The organism is Pseudomonas sp. WS 5079 (assembly GCF_012985465.1).
Lineage (GTDB): Bacteria > Pseudomonadota > Gammaproteobacteria > Pseudomonadales > Pseudomonadaceae > Aquipseudomonas.
On the sequence record NZ_JAAQWN010000007.1, the window covers coordinates 218775 to 232806 of the forward strand.

Sequence of the window (14032 nt, forward strand, 5' to 3'; positions counted from 1 at the left end):
CTCAACCGGCCTGCCAGGCCCGGCGCAACCGGGCCAGCGCCTGGGCAATAGCCTCTTCGGGCACGGCGGCAAACCCCAGCACCAGGCCGGCACGCAGCTCCGGTGCCGGCCCGGTATCGGGCAGCCAGTAGCTGCTCAGGGCGTTGATCTCCACATCCGCGGCCAAGGCCTGGGCCACCAGTTGCGCTTCACGGGCCAAGCCCTGCACCCGCACGGTGAGGTGCAAGCCGGCCGCGACACCGGGCAGGCTCCCCACACCCGGCACATCGGCCGGCCAGCCGGCCAGCACGGCATTGCGCCGGCTCAGGGCGGCGCGACGCATGCGGCGGATATGCCGCTGGAAGTGCCCCGCTGCCATGAACTCAGCCATCACTGCCTGGGTGCTGACCTCAGAGTGCCGCACATCCACGGCGCGGCGTCGGGTGAAGGCACTCACCAGCGCCTGGGGCAAAACCAGATAGCCCAGGCGCAACGCCGGGAACGCCACCTTGCCGAAGGTACCCACGTAGAGCACCCGGCCACTGCGGTCCAGGGCGGCCAGCGGGGCCAAGGGCGCGCCGCTGTAGCGGTACTCGCCGTCGTAGTCGTCCTCGATGACCCAGCCACCGGTGCGCTCGGCCCAGGCCAGCAGCTCCAGGCGCCGGGCCAGGCTCATCACCACCCCCGTCGGGTATTGGTGCGAGGGCGTGACGTAGGCCAGGCGGCAATCGCTGAGCGCGTTCAACGCGGTGCAGTCGATGCCCCCAGCGTCCACTGCCACGCCTTGGAGTTTCGCCCCGGCAATGGCGAACGCATGTCCAGCCGCCCGATAACCGGGATTTTCAATCGCCACTCCATCCCCGGGCTCCACCAGCAGCTGTGCACAAAGGCTGATCGCCTGTTGCGCGCCACTGGTGATCACTATTTGCTCAGCAGTGCACTGCATGCCTCGCGAGCTACGCAAGTAGGCGGCGATCAGCCCGCGCAGGCGCGCGTCCCCTGCCGGGTCGCCGTAGCACAACTGCTGCAGGTTCGGCTTGCGCCAAAAAGCCGCATTCAGCTTGGCCCACACGTCAAACGGGAACAGATCGAAGGCCGGCACACCCACGCGAAAAGCCCGTGGCGGGCCAGCCGGCGGCAAGGGTAAATGGTTGCTTTCCAGACGACCCAAGGCGCCGCTGTGGATAACTGCACTGGATGAAAATCCAGGCAGGTCGGCGTGAATTGTGGATAAAGCTGGGGATAAACCTGTTGATAACCCTGTGGACACTTTTGTGGATAGTTTTTTTTCCAATTGCGCCACATAGGTCCCGTCACCCACCCGCCCTTCGATAAAGCCTTCGGCATACAGCTGGTCGTAGGCCCGCACCACGCTATTGCGGGAAATCCCCAGGGCCGCTGCCAGGTCGCGGCTAGCCGGCAGGCGAGTGCCACTGGCCAGTCGCCCATCCAGCACGCGCTGGCGCAGCGCCTCGTACAACTGGCGTGTCAGGCCTTGGCGACGATCAAGCTCGATACCAGCAGGGTTAAACGACATGGGCGACATATTGGACCTATGAAATTGGTCTGAGATGGCTCTTACAACGGACCATTAGCCTGCCTAGGATGCACGTATTCGCCAAGGAAAATATTCATGTACACACCGTCCGCCTTTGCTCTCGACGATTTGCCCGAACAGCAGCAACTGATCCAGCACACGCGCCTGGCGCAACTGGTGACCTTTGGCGAACAAGGCCTGCAAGCCAGCCATCTGCCGCTGCTGCTCAACCCCGACGAGGGCCCCAACGGCACCCTCTACGGGCACCTGGCCAAGGCCAACCCTCAGTGGCGCGACCTACAAAATGGTAGCGAAGCGCTGGTGATCTTCGCGGGCGCCGAGGCCTACGTCAGCCCGGCGTTCTACCCGGCCAAGGCCGAACACGGCAAAGTGGTACCAACCTGGAACTACCTGGCGGTACACGCCTACGGCAAGGCCCAGGTGTTTACCGATGCCGAGCGCTTGCTGGCGGTGGTCAGTGCGCTGACCGATCGCCATGAAGGCCGCCGCGCCCAGCCATGGAAAGTCAGCGACGCCCCGGCCAGCTACATTGACGGCATGCTCAAGGCCATCGTCGGCTTCGTCCTGCCAATCGAGCGCCTGATCGGCAAACGCAAGCTCAGCCAGAACCGCAGCGCGGCCGACATTGCCGGGGTGCGCGAAGGACTGGCCGCCAGCGTTGATATGCGTGACCAAACCCTCGCCCGATTCATTCCCAAGGACCGCACATGAGCCAGATCGAAATCCGCCGGGTAGCAGCCACCGAGCACGCCGCCTGGTTACCGCTGTGGCAGGCCTACCTGCGCTTCTATAACACCGAGTTGCCTGACGCGGTCAGCGCCTGCACGTGGCAACGCCTGCTCGACCCCAGCGAACCGACCCATTCGGCCCTGGCCTGGCAGGATGGCAAGGCGGTGGGCATGGTCAACTTTATCTATCACCGCTCCAACTGGAGCATCGAAAACTCCTGTTACCTGCAAGACCTGTTCGTGGAACCCGGCCAACGCGGCACCGGGGTTGGTCGCCAACTGATCGAGTTCGTCTACACCACCGCCAAGGCCGAGGGGTGCGCCAAGGTCCACTGGTTGACCCATGAGAGCAACGCCACGGCGATCCAGTTGTATGAACGCATTGCCGAACGTCCCGGCTTTATCCAATTTCGCAAAGGCCTTTAAGGAGTACCCCATGTCGACCTCACTTGCAGATTGGAAAGGCGCCCCCGCGCCCACCGCCCAATTGATCGAAGGGCGCTTTATCCGCCTGGAAAAACTCGACCCGGCCCGCCACGCCGATGGCTTGTGGCAAGCCCTCCAGGGCCCCGGCGCCGACCCCAAGCTGTGGGACTATTTGCCCTACGGCCCGTTTCCCGAGCGCGCCGCGTTCGACGCGTGGTTGAACAACCACGCGGCCAACAGCGACCCATACTTTTTCAGCGTGATCGACCGCGCCAGCGGCGACGTGCAGGGCATCCTCAGCCTGATGTCGATCGTCCCGGCCCAGGGCCGCATCGAAATCGGCCACGTCACCTTCGGCGCACCGATGCAGCGCTCGCCCAAAAGCACCGAGGCCGTGTACCTGCTGGCCCGGCACTCGTTCGAGCTGGGCTACCGCCGCCTGGAATGGAAGTGCAACAACGGCAACGCCCGCTCCAAATACGCCGCCGAGCGGCTGGGATTCAGTTTTGAAGGGGTGTTCCGCCAGCATATGGTGGTCAAGGGGCAGAACCGCGATACCGCGTGGTACTCGATCCTCGATGGGGAATGGCCGAAGGTAGGCGCGGGGTTTGAGGCGTGGCTATCCGAGACTAACCAGACAGCGGATGGGCAGGCGAAAAGCCTGGCGCAATGCCGGGGCTGACGGTCAGTTCAGCGACCGCCGGACCTTGACCACATCCATCTGCAAACCGAACGGCCGGAACACCGCGTTCAACGACTTGAGCGTCTGATTGCCCTCGCCATGCTCGATATGCACCAGGGTGCGCAGGGAAATCTTGCACATCCTGGCGCATTGGCTCTGGTGCACTCCGGTGGCGTCCACGCCCAGCCGACGCACGGCTTCGCCGATCTGCAGGATGCCTTCGGCCAGGCCCTGCTTTGCGCTCTGGATCAACAAAGCGCGTGTCCAGGCCACAACCCGCACGTATGTATTCGCCCCGGACTAAAGACATCTCCCTCCCACCTAAAACGCTGCTCCTGACAGTTATCCCTCCGCCGCCTCGCTAAATTCCCCGCCTCACATATCAGAGGTCGGACCCTATGCACTGCACATCCAAGCGACTCGCCCTTGCCATCACTTTCATGCTGAGTGCCTTGAGCATTCAATTGGCCGCCGCACGCGGGGATATGGGGCCACCGCCCAGCGAACCGGACCCGGCCAGCCCATTTTATTTCATTGACTACGCCACCACCGGCAATGGCCGGGGCGTGGCCCAGGTGCTGGACCGTGCAGTGGATGCCTTGCTGGAGTCAGGCAACCTGAGCGTGCGCGAGCAGTATCTGATTGCAGATGACGCCCGCTATATGGGCAACCTGGCCCCCGGAAGAATCGGCGCGGTGCTTGAGCAACTGGCCGGCAGCCAGAACGCCAACCTGGGCAACGCCACCCAAAGCAGCCTCAAGCCACTGCAAAGCAGTTTGCTGTCGGCCATGGGCGCGATGAACGGCGACGCCAACAGCCGCGTCTGGCTGCAAGGCCTGGGCAACGCCGGCAGCCTGGACGGCCAGCACGGCGGTGGTGATTTGCAGCAGCGTAACCAGGGCCTGGTGCTGGGCGCCGATTGGGCCGTGGACCCCGCTTGGCGCGTGGGTGTAATGGGGGCCAAGACGACCAGTGACCTGAGCGCCAAACGCTTCAAGGCCGCGCTCGACAGCTGGCACCTGGGGGCATACGCGGTGCGACAGGACGGGCCGTTGGCGTTGCGCCTGGGGGCAATCCACAGCAACCATGCCGGGCTGAACAAGCGCAGTGTCGGTTTTGATTTCATCGACCATCAAGAGCAGCTCAAGGGCAAGTATTCTGCGCAAAGCCAGACGCTTTTCAGCGAGCTGGGCTATCGCGTGGACCACGGCAGTTTCACCGTCGAACCGTTCGCGGGCGTCGGTTATCAGCGTTACCAACGCGAGCGCTTCAAGGAAAAAGGCGGCCTCAGCGCCCTCAATGTCGGCGAGCAGACCCAGGCGAACCTCAACAGCACCTTCGGCCTGCGCATGACCAGCCTCTATACCCTGGACAACCAGATGACCCTCAAACCCCACGCCAGCGCCAGCTGGAAACACCTGTACGGCGACGTCGACAGCCGCGTGCGCCAATCGTCGGCATGGGTGAACAAGGACGAGTTCAACAGCACCTTCACCATCGAAGGCACGTCCCTGGACCGCGACAGCATGGCGCTGCAAGCCGGGCTGGGCCTGGGCATCTCCAGCAGCCAAAGCGTCGGCCTGACCTACACCGGCGATTTTGGCGCCCGCAGCAACAGCCAGGCCGTCATGGGCCAATGGACCCTGAGCTTCTGATTGGCGCTTTATTACAGGCAAAAAAAAGGGGGCAACATGCCCCCCCGAGGATTAAGCGGTAGTGTCGAAGGCTGGATATCAGCCTTCGATTTCGATCAGGATTTCGCCCGGGTTGACCCGGTCGCCCTTGGCTACGTGAACGGCGGTGACTTTGCCGGCGATGGCCGCCTGCACCTCGGTCTCCATCTTCATCGCTTCGGTGATCAGCACGGCCTGGCCGGCCTTGACCACGTCGCCTTCCTTGACCAGAACATCGACGATATTGCCCGGCATCGCCGTGCTCACATGGCCCGGCGCGCTGGCCTGCTTGCGCTTGCTGGTGCCGCCGCCGACAAACTCGTTGAGCGGTTCGAACACCACTTCTTCCGGCATCCCGTCGATGGACAGGTAGAAGTGGCGCTTGCCTTCGGCCTTGACGCCAACACCGGTGATATCCACGCGGTAGCTTTCGCCGTGTACGTCGATGACGAACTCGGTCGGCACACCTTCACCGCCAGCACGGGCTACACCACCGGCTTCAGGGATCGGCAGCAGCACTTCAGGGGACAAGGTGCCGGCATCGCGCTCTTCCAGGAACTTGCGCCCGATATCGGGGAACATGGCGTAGGTCAGCACGTCTTCTTCGGACTTGGCCAATGCGCCGATCTCGCCGCGCAGCTTGGTCATTTCCGGCTTGAGCAGGTCGGCTGGGCGCACGTCGATCACGTCTTCGCTGCCGATGGCCTGGCGCCGCAGTTTCTCGTTCACGGTGCCCGGCGCCTTGCCGTAGCCGCCTTGCAGGTACAGCTTCACTTCATTGGTGATGGTTTTGTAGCGCTCGCCAGCGAGCACGTTGAAGAACGCCTGGGTGCCGACGATCTGCGAGGTTGGCGTGACCAGCGGCGGGAAGCCGAGGTCTTCGCGCACCCGTGGGATTTCCGCCAGCACTTCGCTCATGCGGTTGAGGGCGCCCTGCTCTTTCAACTGGTTGGCCAGGTTGGAAATCATCCCGCCCGGCACCTGGTTGACTTGCACGCGGGTGTCGACGGCGGTGAATTCGCTTTCGAACTGGTGATATTTCTTGCGCACGGCGTAGAAGTACAGGCCGATTTCCTGCAGCAGTTCCAGGTCCAGGCCGGTGTCGAATTCGCTGCCTTTGAGGGCGGCGACCATCGACTCGGTGCCCGGGTGGCTGGTGCCCCAGGCGAAGCTGGAGATGGCGGTGTCGATATGGTCGGCACCGTTTTCGATGGCCTTGAGTTGGCACATCGCGGCCAGGCCAGCGGTGTCATGGGAGTGGATAAAGATCGGCAGGCTCTGCTCGGCCTTCAGCGCCTTGACCAGTTCACCGGTGGCGTACGGGGTCAGCAGGCCGGCCATGTCCTTGATCGCGATGGAATCGCAACCCATGGACTCCAACTGCTTGGCCTGGGCCACGAACGCCTCGATGGTGTGCACCGGGCTGGTGGTGTAGGCGATGGTGCCCTGGGCGTGCTTGCCCGCCGCTTTCACCGCTTCGATGGCCACCCGCAGGTTACGCACGTCGTTCATCGCGTCGAAGATGCGGAACACGTCGATACCATTTACCGCGGCCTTGGCGACGAAGGCCTTGACCACATCGTCACTGTAATGGCGGTAGCCCAGCAGGTTCTGCCCACGCAACAGCATTTGCAGGCGCGTGTTAGGCAACGCGGCGCGCAGTTTGCGCAGGCGCTCCCACGGGTCTTCTTTCAAGAAGCGCACGCAGGCGTCGAAGGTCGCGCCGCCCCAGACTTCCAGGGACCAGTAGCCGACTTTGTCGAGCTTGTCGCAGATCGGCAGCATGTCGTCGGTGCGCATGCGGGTGGCCAGCAACGATTGGTGGGCGTCGCGCAGGATGGTGTCGGTTACGAAGATTTTCTTAGACATTGGAATGTTCCTCACAGGCCTGCGTGGGCGGCGATGGCGGCGGCGATGGCCAAGGCCAGCTCTTCGGGTTTGCGCTTGATCGAGTAGTTGGTCAGCTCAGGGTGACTTTCCACAAAACTGGTGTTGAACTGGCCGCTGCGAAATTCCGGGTTGCGCAGGATTTCCTGGTAGTAGGCGGCGGTGGTCTTCACGCCTTGCAGGCGCATGTCGTCCAGGGCACGCAGGCCGCGGTCCATGGCTTCTTCCCAGGTCAACGCCCACACCACCAGCTTCAGGCACATGGAGTCGTAGAACGGCGGGATGGTGTAGCCGGTGTAGATCGCCGTGTCGGTACGCACGCCAGGGCCGCCGGGGGCGTAGTAACGGGTGATCTTGCCGAAGCTTGGGAGGAAGTTGTTCTTCGGGTCTTCGGCGTTGATACGAAACTGCAACGCAAAGCCACGGTGCTGGATATCTTCCTGTTTTACCGACAGCGGCAGGCCGGAAGCGATGCGGATCTGCTCGCGGACGATATCAATGCCGGTGATTTCTTCGGTGATGGTGTGCTCCACCTGCACCCGGGTGTTCATCTCCATGAAGTACACCTCGCCCTCGGCGAGCAGGAACTCCACGGTGCCGGCGTTCTCGTAGCCCACAGCCTTGGCCGCACGCACCGACAGGTCGCCGATATAGGCGCGCTGCTCGGGGGTCAGCTGGGGGCTAGGGGCGATTTCGATGAGCTTCTGGTTACGGCGCTGGATCGAACAATCGCGCTCGAACAGATGCACCACGTTGCCAAAGCTGTCACCGAGGATCTGCGCCTCGATGTGCTTGGGATTGACGATGCATTTTTCCAGGAACACTTCCGCCGAACCAAAGGCCTTGGTGGCCTCGGAGATCACGCGGGGGAAGGCTTGTTCGAGTTCTTCACGGCTGTTGCAGCGACGAATGCCGCGCCCGCCACCACCGGAGGTGGCCTTGAGCATCACCGGGTAGCCGATGCGGTCGCCTTCGGTCAGCGCCTCGGCGATGTCGGCGACGTTGCCTTCGGTGCCCGGCGTCACCGGCACGCCGGCCTTGATCATGCTGCGGCGCGCTTCGGTCTTGTCGCCCATGCGGCGAATCACTTCGGCCGATGGACCAATGAACTTGATGCCGCGTTCGGCGCAGATATCCGCCAGTTCGGCGTTTTCCGACAGGAAGCCGTAGCCTGGGTGCAATGCATCACAGCCGGTTTCCACCGCCAGGTTCACCAGCTTGCGCGGATTCAGGTAGCCGGCCAGGGGCTCGGCACCAATGCTGTGGGCCTCGTCGGCGCGCTTGACGTGCAAGGCATGCCGGTCTGCGTCGGAATAGACCGCCACCGAACGGATACCCATTTCGGCACAGGCCCGCACGATGCGGACGGCAATCTCACCACGGTTGGCGATCAGGATCTTTGTTATCACTTGGAAATTCCCTTGAGCCTATTGCTGCGTTCATCGACCTGCTAGACCAGGTCGGCGCGTGACCAAATGTTTCAAGCCAGTCGCGAGACACACACTATGCGCACTTAGGGATTAACAAAAATCAATAATTATTGGGTTGTGTATAAGTAAAGACTTATAGTTGGCCGTACAAACCCAGCGAGCCGTCTTGAATTATGCGTAAGTCATTGATGCGTATGACATTACGCCAGTTGCAAATCTTCAATGAAGTCTGCGACTTGCGTTCCTACAGCCGCGCTGCCGAGGAAATGTCCCTCACGCAACCCGCCGTCAGCCTACAAATTCGCCAGCTTGAAGAGCTGATCGGCCAGCCGCTATTCGACTACGTCGGCAAAAAGCTCTACATGACCGAAGCCGCCGAAGCCCTGCAACGGGCCAGCCGGGACATTTTCGGGCGCCTGGAAAACCTCGATATGCAGCTCTCGGACATGCAAGGCTCGCTGCAGGGGCAATTGAAGCTGGCCGTGGAATCCAGCGCCAAATACTTCGTGCCGCACTTGTTCGCTGCCTTCAAGCGCCAGCACCCGGAGGTGCAGTTGCACCTGACGGTGGTCAACCGCGCCCAGGTGATCCGCCGGCTATCGGACAACCGTGACGACCTGGTGATCATGTCCATGGTGCCCCAGGACATGGGCCTGGAATTCCTGCCGTTTCTCAATAACCCGATTGTGGCGGTGGCCCCGCCGGACCATCCGCTGAGCCTGCAAGGGCCGCTGCGCCTGCAGGACCTGGAGCCTTACACCTTGTTGCTGCGCGAGCCGGGCTCAGGGACACGGCTGGCCTGCGAGGAATACTTCAAGGAAAAGCGCGTGCACTTTACCCAGACGGTGGAAGTGGCCTCGGCCGAGGCGCAGCGCGAGTGCGTGGTGGCGGGGTTGGGCGTGGCACTGCTGACGCGCCACGCCCTGAACCTGGAGCTGGCCACCGGTGGGCTCAAGGAGCTGCCGGTGGAAGAGCTGCCGCTGTACCGCAGTTGGTGCCTGGTGCAGGCCAAGGCCAAGCGCCTGTCACCGGTGGCCCATGCGTTCCTGGGCTTTATCCGCAGCGAACGGGTGCAGATCAGCGCGCTGGCTGAACGTTTCGCTGGGCAGCCGCGGGTGCCTGCCAATGCAACTCCGGGTAGTCACTGATGCTTTGCAGCAGTTGGCGTTGTTCACAGCGATCTTCAATTGCACGTCGGAACGCCATGCGGCGCTGGTCTTCCTGCTGACGACGGGTCTTGACGGTGCTGGTGCTGTCTTCGTAGTGCCGGGCCATTTCGAGTCTCCCAATGCGAGTACGGGGAGTTCAGGATGGGCACGGGGGATGACGGTTTGGCGGCGCGGGGGTTACAGGACGATGAATCTTGCGGATGCAACACCGGCCAAAACTGTAGGAGCCGGCTTGCCGGCGATGGCGGTGCCTCAGGCGATAAGTGCGGGGCTGGCAGACCGCTATCGCAGGCAAGCCAGCTCCTACAGTTGATCGAGTGCGACCTTGGGTCAGTCGTCGAGGGCTTTGACCGATTTGGGCGAGAGACGCAGGCTGCGCAAGCTGCGCTTGACGCTCTTGAGGTGGTTGACCAGGCTCGGGCCACGCGCCATCGCCACGCCCATCGCCAGCACGTCGATCACCACCAGGTGGGCGATGCGCGAGGTCAGTGGCGTATAGATCTCGGTGTCTTCATGCACGTCGATCGCCAGGTTGACCGTGGACAGCTCCGCCAATGGCGTCTGGCTCGGGCACAAGGTGATCAGCGACGCGCCGCTTTCACGCACCAGGTTGGCGGTGATCAGCAAGTCCTTGGAACGGCCCGACTGGGAAATACAGATCGCCACGTCGGTAGGCTTTAACGTCACCGCCGACATCGCCTGCATGTGCGGGTCGCTGTAGGCCGCCGCCGTCAGCAGCAGGCGGAAAAATTTGTGCTGGGCATCCGCCGCCACCGCGCCGGAGGCACCAAAGCCATAGAACTCCACGCGCTGGGCCTGGGACATGGCGGTCACGGCTTTTTGCAGTTCGATCGGGTCGAGCTTTTCCCGCACTTCCATCAGGGTGTGCAGGGTGGTATCGAAAATTTTCAGGCTGTAGTCGGCGACGGAGTCGTCTTCGTGGATCGCAAACTGCCCGAAGCTGGCGCCGGCCGCCAGGCTCTGGGCCAGTTTCAACTTCAAGTCCTGGAACCCCGAGCAACCGATGGCGCGGCAGAAGCGCACGATGGTCGGCTCGCTGATCCCCACGCTGTGGGCCAGGTCAGCCATGGAACTGTGCATCACGGCCGCAGGGTCAAGCAGCACGTGATCGGCAACCTTGAGTTCCGATTTGCGTAACAGGTGGCGCGACTGGGCGATATGTTGCAACAGGTTCAAAGGGCAGGACTCTTGTTATTGGCAGGCGCCAGGGATGTAGCAAGCTTGTAGTTATACTACAAGAATTGCGGATTTGCCCGTTCGATGCATCACTAAATCGCCCTACTCCCCCCTGAATCAGCGGGCATATGCGATGTAGCACCCGATGGCGCCTCGCTAGCAGCCAGGAAAATCCGCATTTTTCCGTAACAAATCCGCCAGCCCTTCGGCCTCGATCGGCCGGCTGATCAAATAGCCCTGTACCTCATCGCAGTTTTCGGCGCGCAGGAAATCCAGCTGCTGCTGATCCTCCACACCCTCGGCCACCACCTTGAGCGCCAAGCCATGGGCCATGGCGATGATGGCCCGGGTAATCGCCAAGTCCTCGCGCCCCTGGCCCAGGCCGCGGATAAAGGTCTGGTCGATCTTCACGTAATCCACGGGGATGCGCTTGAGGTAGCTGAGGGACGAATAGCCGGTGCCAAAGTCGTCAATCGCCAGCTTCACCCCCAGGTCGCGCAATTGCTGGAAGGTGGCGATGATGTGCTCGACGCTGTCGAGCAACTGGCTTTCGGTCAGCTCCAGCTCCAGGTACTGCGGGGCCAGCCCGGTTTCGTCCAGCACCTGGCGCACCAGGCTGACCAGCTTGCCCTGGCGCAACTGGTGCACCGACAGGTTGACCGACACGCGGATCGGCGCCAGGCCCTGGCGCTGCCATTCACAGGCCTGCCAGCAGGCCTGGCGCAGCACGAACTCGCCCAACGGCACGATCAATCCGGTTTCTTCTGCCAAGCCAATGAAATCACCGGGCGGCACACTGCCCCATTGCGGATGGTCCCAACGCACCAGCGCCTCGGCGGCGTTCATCTTGCCAGTGGCCAGGCACAGCTTGGGTTGGTAGAACACCTTCAATTGGCGTTCATCGATGGCTTTGCGCAGTTGGTTTTCCAGCTGCAGGCGCTCAAGGGTGCTGGCTTGCAGGCTGTCGGTGTAGAACTGGAAGTTATTGCCGCCCAAATGCTTGGCGTGCTGCATGGCCATGTTCGACTGGCTGACCAACGCGGAAATTTCCCGCGCGTTATCCGGCAACAGGCTGACACCGATTGAGGCGCTGACCACCAACTCATGTCCCTCCACCGCCACTGGCACCCGCAACTTGGCCAGCAGCCGGGTGGCCACTCGCGCCAGGCTCGACAGGCTGCCATAAGCGTCGAACAACACCGCAAATTCATCGCCGGACAACCGCGCAATGGTGTCGGCCTCCGGCAACGCGTTGATCAGGCGCCGCGCCATTTTTTGCAGCAATTGGTCGGCGACTTCATGGCCCAGGCTGTCATTGAGCAGCTTGAAGCGGTCCAGGTTGATATGCAGTAACGCCAGGCTGCGGCCGCCCTGGCGCACCCGCTGATGGGCCTCGCGCAGGCGCTCGCGAAACAGCGAGCGGTTGGCCAGGCCCGTCAGTTCGTCGTAATGGGTGAGGTAGCGCATGCGCTCCTCGGATTCGCGGCGCGCCGACAGATCGGCGAAGAAGCCCACGATATGGCTCACGTTTCCCCGAACATCGCGCACTACGCTCAGTTGCAGCCATTGCGGGTACAGCTCGCCGTTCTTGCGCGCCTCCACCAATTCGCCCTGCCAACTGCCGTGGCTCAACAACGCCTGGCGGATCACCGGGAAGTGTCGGCGGGCATCGCGGCTGCACGGCAACTCCACCACATTGCGCCCGAGCATGTCGTCTATATCAAAGCCGGTCACGCGACTGAAGGCCTGGTTGACCGCAATCAGCACGTACTCCGGGTCCAGGATCACGATGCCTTCGCTGGCCGCCTCGAACACCGTGGACGCCAGCCGCAGCTGTTCTTCCACCGCCTTGCCGGCACTGATATCGCGCCGGGTACCGAGCATGCGCGTCACGCGCCCGCTGGCCGCACGCTCCACGGCGCGCCCACGGTCCTCGATCCACACCCAGCGCCCGTCGCCATGGCGCACGCGGTACTCCACCTGGTAGTCCTCGCTGCGCCCTTTCAAGTGCTCCACCAGCGCGCGCTTGAGCAGCGGCAAGTCGTCCGGGTGCAGGCGAGGCGTGAGGTCGCGCAACATCGCCGTGACGTATTCCGGCTCCAGGCCGAACAACTCCTTGAGCTGGGTGTGGTGGACCTCGTCGGTTTGCAGGTTCCAGTCCCACAAACCCAACTCACTGGCCTGCAATGCCATCGCCAGGCGCGCTTCGCTTTTGCTCAGGGCCAGGCTGGCGGCGTCCAGTTGCTGGCCGCGTTGTTCGACACGGTGTTGCAGGCCGACCTGGGCTTCACGCAACTCCTGCTCGACCTGGCGCCGCTGCTCAACCTCGCGCACCAGGTCCTGATTCAACTGCTCGCTGCGCTGACGGGCCTGCTGCAGGTGCTCGATCAGGGCCTGGTTCTGGAACCGGCGCAGCAAACCGCGCTGGATCAGGCGGTTGACCTGCCATGCCACCAGGCTCAGGGATGCCAGCAGAATCAGGCCCAGGTAACTCCAGCCCTGCAGTTGCGGTTCGCCGCTCCAGAATAAATAGAGGATGGTGGGCACCAGGCAGGGCAAGGCAAACGATAAGAACGCCGGCACGCTCACCGCGTAGGCCACGCTGGCCGATAAGGTGGCCACGCCAATCAGGCCGAAGATCCAGGCCTGCTGCACGAAACTGTCCAGGGGCACCAGGACAATGGCCGCGCTCGCCAGGGTCAGGCCGCTGGCCGCCGAGCCCAACATGAACATGCGCCGCCAGACCGGCTGCGCCTGCCGGCTGGGCAGGGCGCTATCGAAGGCCGCCACCTGGATCACGCGCATCGCCACCAGGGCCAGCAACCACACCAGCCAACTGCCGACCAGCACGTAGCGCTGCGGGCTCCAGAGCAACCAGGCGCAGACCAGACCGTTAATCAACATCAATAAAGTGGGCAGCAACGAACCTTGGTACAACAGACGCGTGCGCTCGACCGCCATCTCCATGGCGTAGTGCTTGCGGATAACTTGCGCCGGCGCGACAGAAGGGCCAGGCAAGTCGGTGCTGAGGGTCATAGGCAGTGTTCTTATAATGGTGAGCCCGAAACGTCGACGGAGCATACACAAGCGGGCGGGCAGACCAAACTGCTCTGGATCATAAAAATCGGCGAATAAACCATCGCAAACCTTGGGCCCAGAGGGGCTGAACAAGACAGGGCGCGGGCTACAGGCGATGACTTACCGGTCATCACCGTGGATCGATTATTTGCCGATTGAAGATCGCCGCGGATTTTTTTGTGCCGACCACCCGGCAATGGGATTTGCCCCCCTTCCCCCGGCACC

12 protein-coding genes are annotated in these 14032 nt (G+C 62.7%); 5 read left to right on the forward strand and 7 right to left on the reverse strand.

Going from position 1 to position 14032, the window contains the following annotated elements; genetic code table 11:
* Nucleotide 1: 1 nt before the first annotated feature.
* Nucleotides 2-1525 carry a PLP-dependent aminotransferase family protein gene (locus HBO05_RS19825; protein ID WP_170057511.1) on the reverse strand — a complete coding sequence of 508 codons (1524 nt, stop codon included), beginning with the start codon at nt 1523-1525 and terminating at the stop codon, nt 2-4.
* Between the two features lie 87 nt (nt 1526-1612).
* On the opposite strand from HBO05_RS19825, the gene HBO05_RS19830 reads away from it, so the two are divergent.
* From HBO05_RS19830 to HBO05_RS19840, 3 genes are read left to right on the forward strand one after another with little or no spacing between them, the layout of a single operon-like run.
* The gene (locus tag HBO05_RS19830) at nt 1613-2248 is read left to right on the forward strand and encodes an FMN-binding negative transcriptional regulator (RefSeq protein WP_170042039.1); all 636 of its coding nucleotides are present in this window, start codon (nt 1613-1615) and stop codon (nt 2246-2248) included.
* Nucleotides 2245-2691 carry a GNAT family N-acetyltransferase gene (locus tag HBO05_RS19835; protein WP_172313796.1) on the forward strand — a complete coding sequence of 149 codons (447 nt, stop codon included), beginning with the start codon at nt 2245-2247 and terminating at the stop codon, nt 2689-2691. The genes HBO05_RS19830 and HBO05_RS19835 overlap by 4 nt, the downstream gene beginning before the upstream one ends.
* A 10-nt stretch (nt 2692-2701) precedes the next feature.
* Nucleotides 2702-3373: a GNAT family protein gene (locus HBO05_RS19840; RefSeq protein WP_172313798.1), complete on the forward strand. Its 672-nt coding sequence runs from the start codon at nt 2702-2704 to the stop codon at nt 3371-3373.
* Between the two features lie 3 nt (nt 3374-3376).
* Here the strand turns inward: HBO05_RS19840 and HBO05_RS19845 are convergent, their stop codons facing one another.
* Nucleotides 3377-3625 (reverse strand): transcriptional regulator, encoded by a 249-nt coding sequence (locus HBO05_RS19845; protein WP_262381433.1) that lies wholly within the window; start codon nt 3623-3625, stop codon nt 3377-3379.
* Nucleotides 3626-3771: 146 nt separating this feature from the next.
* Between HBO05_RS19845 and HBO05_RS19850 the strand changes: the two genes are divergently transcribed.
* Complete coding sequence (locus HBO05_RS19850) at nt 3772-5028, forward strand: autotransporter outer membrane beta-barrel domain-containing protein (protein ID WP_172313802.1); 1257 nt, start codon at nt 3772-3774, stop codon at nt 5026-5028.
* A gap of 78 nt (nt 5029-5106) precedes the next feature.
* Here HBO05_RS19850 and oadA read toward each other — a convergent pair whose 3' ends face one another.
* Nucleotides 5107-6915 (reverse strand): sodium-extruding oxaloacetate decarboxylase subunit alpha, encoded by a 1809-nt coding sequence (gene oadA / locus HBO05_RS19855; RefSeq protein WP_170042035.1) that lies wholly within the window; start codon nt 6913-6915, stop codon nt 5107-5109.
* 11 nt (nt 6916-6926) lie between these two features.
* On the reverse strand, nt 6927-8342 hold the full coding sequence (locus tag HBO05_RS19860) for an acetyl-CoA carboxylase biotin carboxylase subunit (RefSeq protein WP_029290035.1): 1416 nt from the start codon (nt 8340-8342) through the stop codon (nt 6927-6929).
* Nucleotides 8343-8536: 194 nt separating this feature from the next.
* On the opposite strand from HBO05_RS19860, the gene HBO05_RS19865 reads away from it, so the two are divergent.
* The gene (locus tag HBO05_RS19865) at nt 8537-9511 is read left to right on the forward strand and encodes a LysR family transcriptional regulator (protein ID WP_169954022.1); all 975 of its coding nucleotides are present in this window, start codon (nt 8537-8539) and stop codon (nt 9509-9511) included.
* On the opposite strand, the gene HBO05_RS29355 is transcribed toward HBO05_RS19865, so the two are convergent.
* The 3 genes from HBO05_RS29355 to HBO05_RS19875 form a co-directional block, all read right to left on the reverse strand.
* Nucleotides 9441-9638 (reverse strand): hypothetical protein, encoded by a 198-nt coding sequence (locus HBO05_RS29355; RefSeq protein ID WP_262376960.1) that lies wholly within the window; start codon nt 9636-9638, stop codon nt 9441-9443. The two genes, HBO05_RS19865 and HBO05_RS29355, sit on opposite strands and share 71 nt — an antisense overlap.
* 224 nt (nt 9639-9862) lie before the next feature.
* A complete protein-coding gene (gene hexR / locus HBO05_RS19870; RefSeq protein ID WP_029290040.1) occupies nt 9863-10729 on the reverse strand; it encodes a transcriptional regulator HexR in 867 nt (288 codons plus the stop codon).
* 156 nt (nt 10730-10885) lie between these two features.
* Nucleotides 10886-13765 (reverse strand): EAL domain-containing protein, encoded by a 2880-nt coding sequence (locus HBO05_RS19875; RefSeq protein ID WP_170042033.1) that lies wholly within the window; start codon nt 13763-13765, stop codon nt 10886-10888.
* Between the last annotated feature and the right edge of the window lie 267 nt (nt 13766-14032).

What these genes read in the sequence shown, in the direction of transcription:
- HBO05_RS19850 (WP_172313802.1), top strand. Translation starts at nt 3,772, where the DNA reads ATGCACTGCACATCCAAGCGACTCGCCCTTGCCATCACTTTCATGCTG.
- HBO05_RS19830 (WP_170042039.1), top strand. Translation starts at nt 1,613, where the DNA reads ATGTACACACCGTCCGCCTTTGCTCTCGACGATTTGCCCGAACAGCAG.
- HBO05_RS19865 (WP_169954022.1), top strand. Translation starts at nt 8,537, where the DNA reads ATGCGTAAGTCATTGATGCGTATGACATTACGCCAGTTGCAAATCTTC.
- HBO05_RS19840 (WP_172313798.1), top strand. Translation starts at nt 2,702, where the DNA reads ATGTCGACCTCACTTGCAGATTGGAAAGGCGCCCCCGCGCCCACCGCC.
- HBO05_RS19875 (WP_170042033.1), bottom strand. Translation starts at nt 13,765, where the DNA reads ATGACCCTCAGCACCGACTTGCCTGGCCCTTCTGTCGCGCCGGCGCAA.
- HBO05_RS19825 (WP_170057511.1), bottom strand. Translation starts at nt 1,525, where the DNA reads ATGTCGCCCATGTCGTTTAACCCTGCTGGTATCGAGCTTGATCGTCGC.
- HBO05_RS19835 (WP_172313796.1), top strand. Translation starts at nt 2,245, where the DNA reads ATGAGCCAGATCGAAATCCGCCGGGTAGCAGCCACCGAGCACGCCGCC.
- HBO05_RS29355 (WP_262376960.1), bottom strand. Translation starts at nt 9,638, where the DNA reads ATGGCCCGGCACTACGAAGACAGCACCAGCACCGTCAAGACCCGTCGT.
- oadA (WP_170042035.1), bottom strand. Translation starts at nt 6,915, where the DNA reads ATGTCTAAGAAAATCTTCGTAACCGACACCATCCTGCGCGACGCCCAC.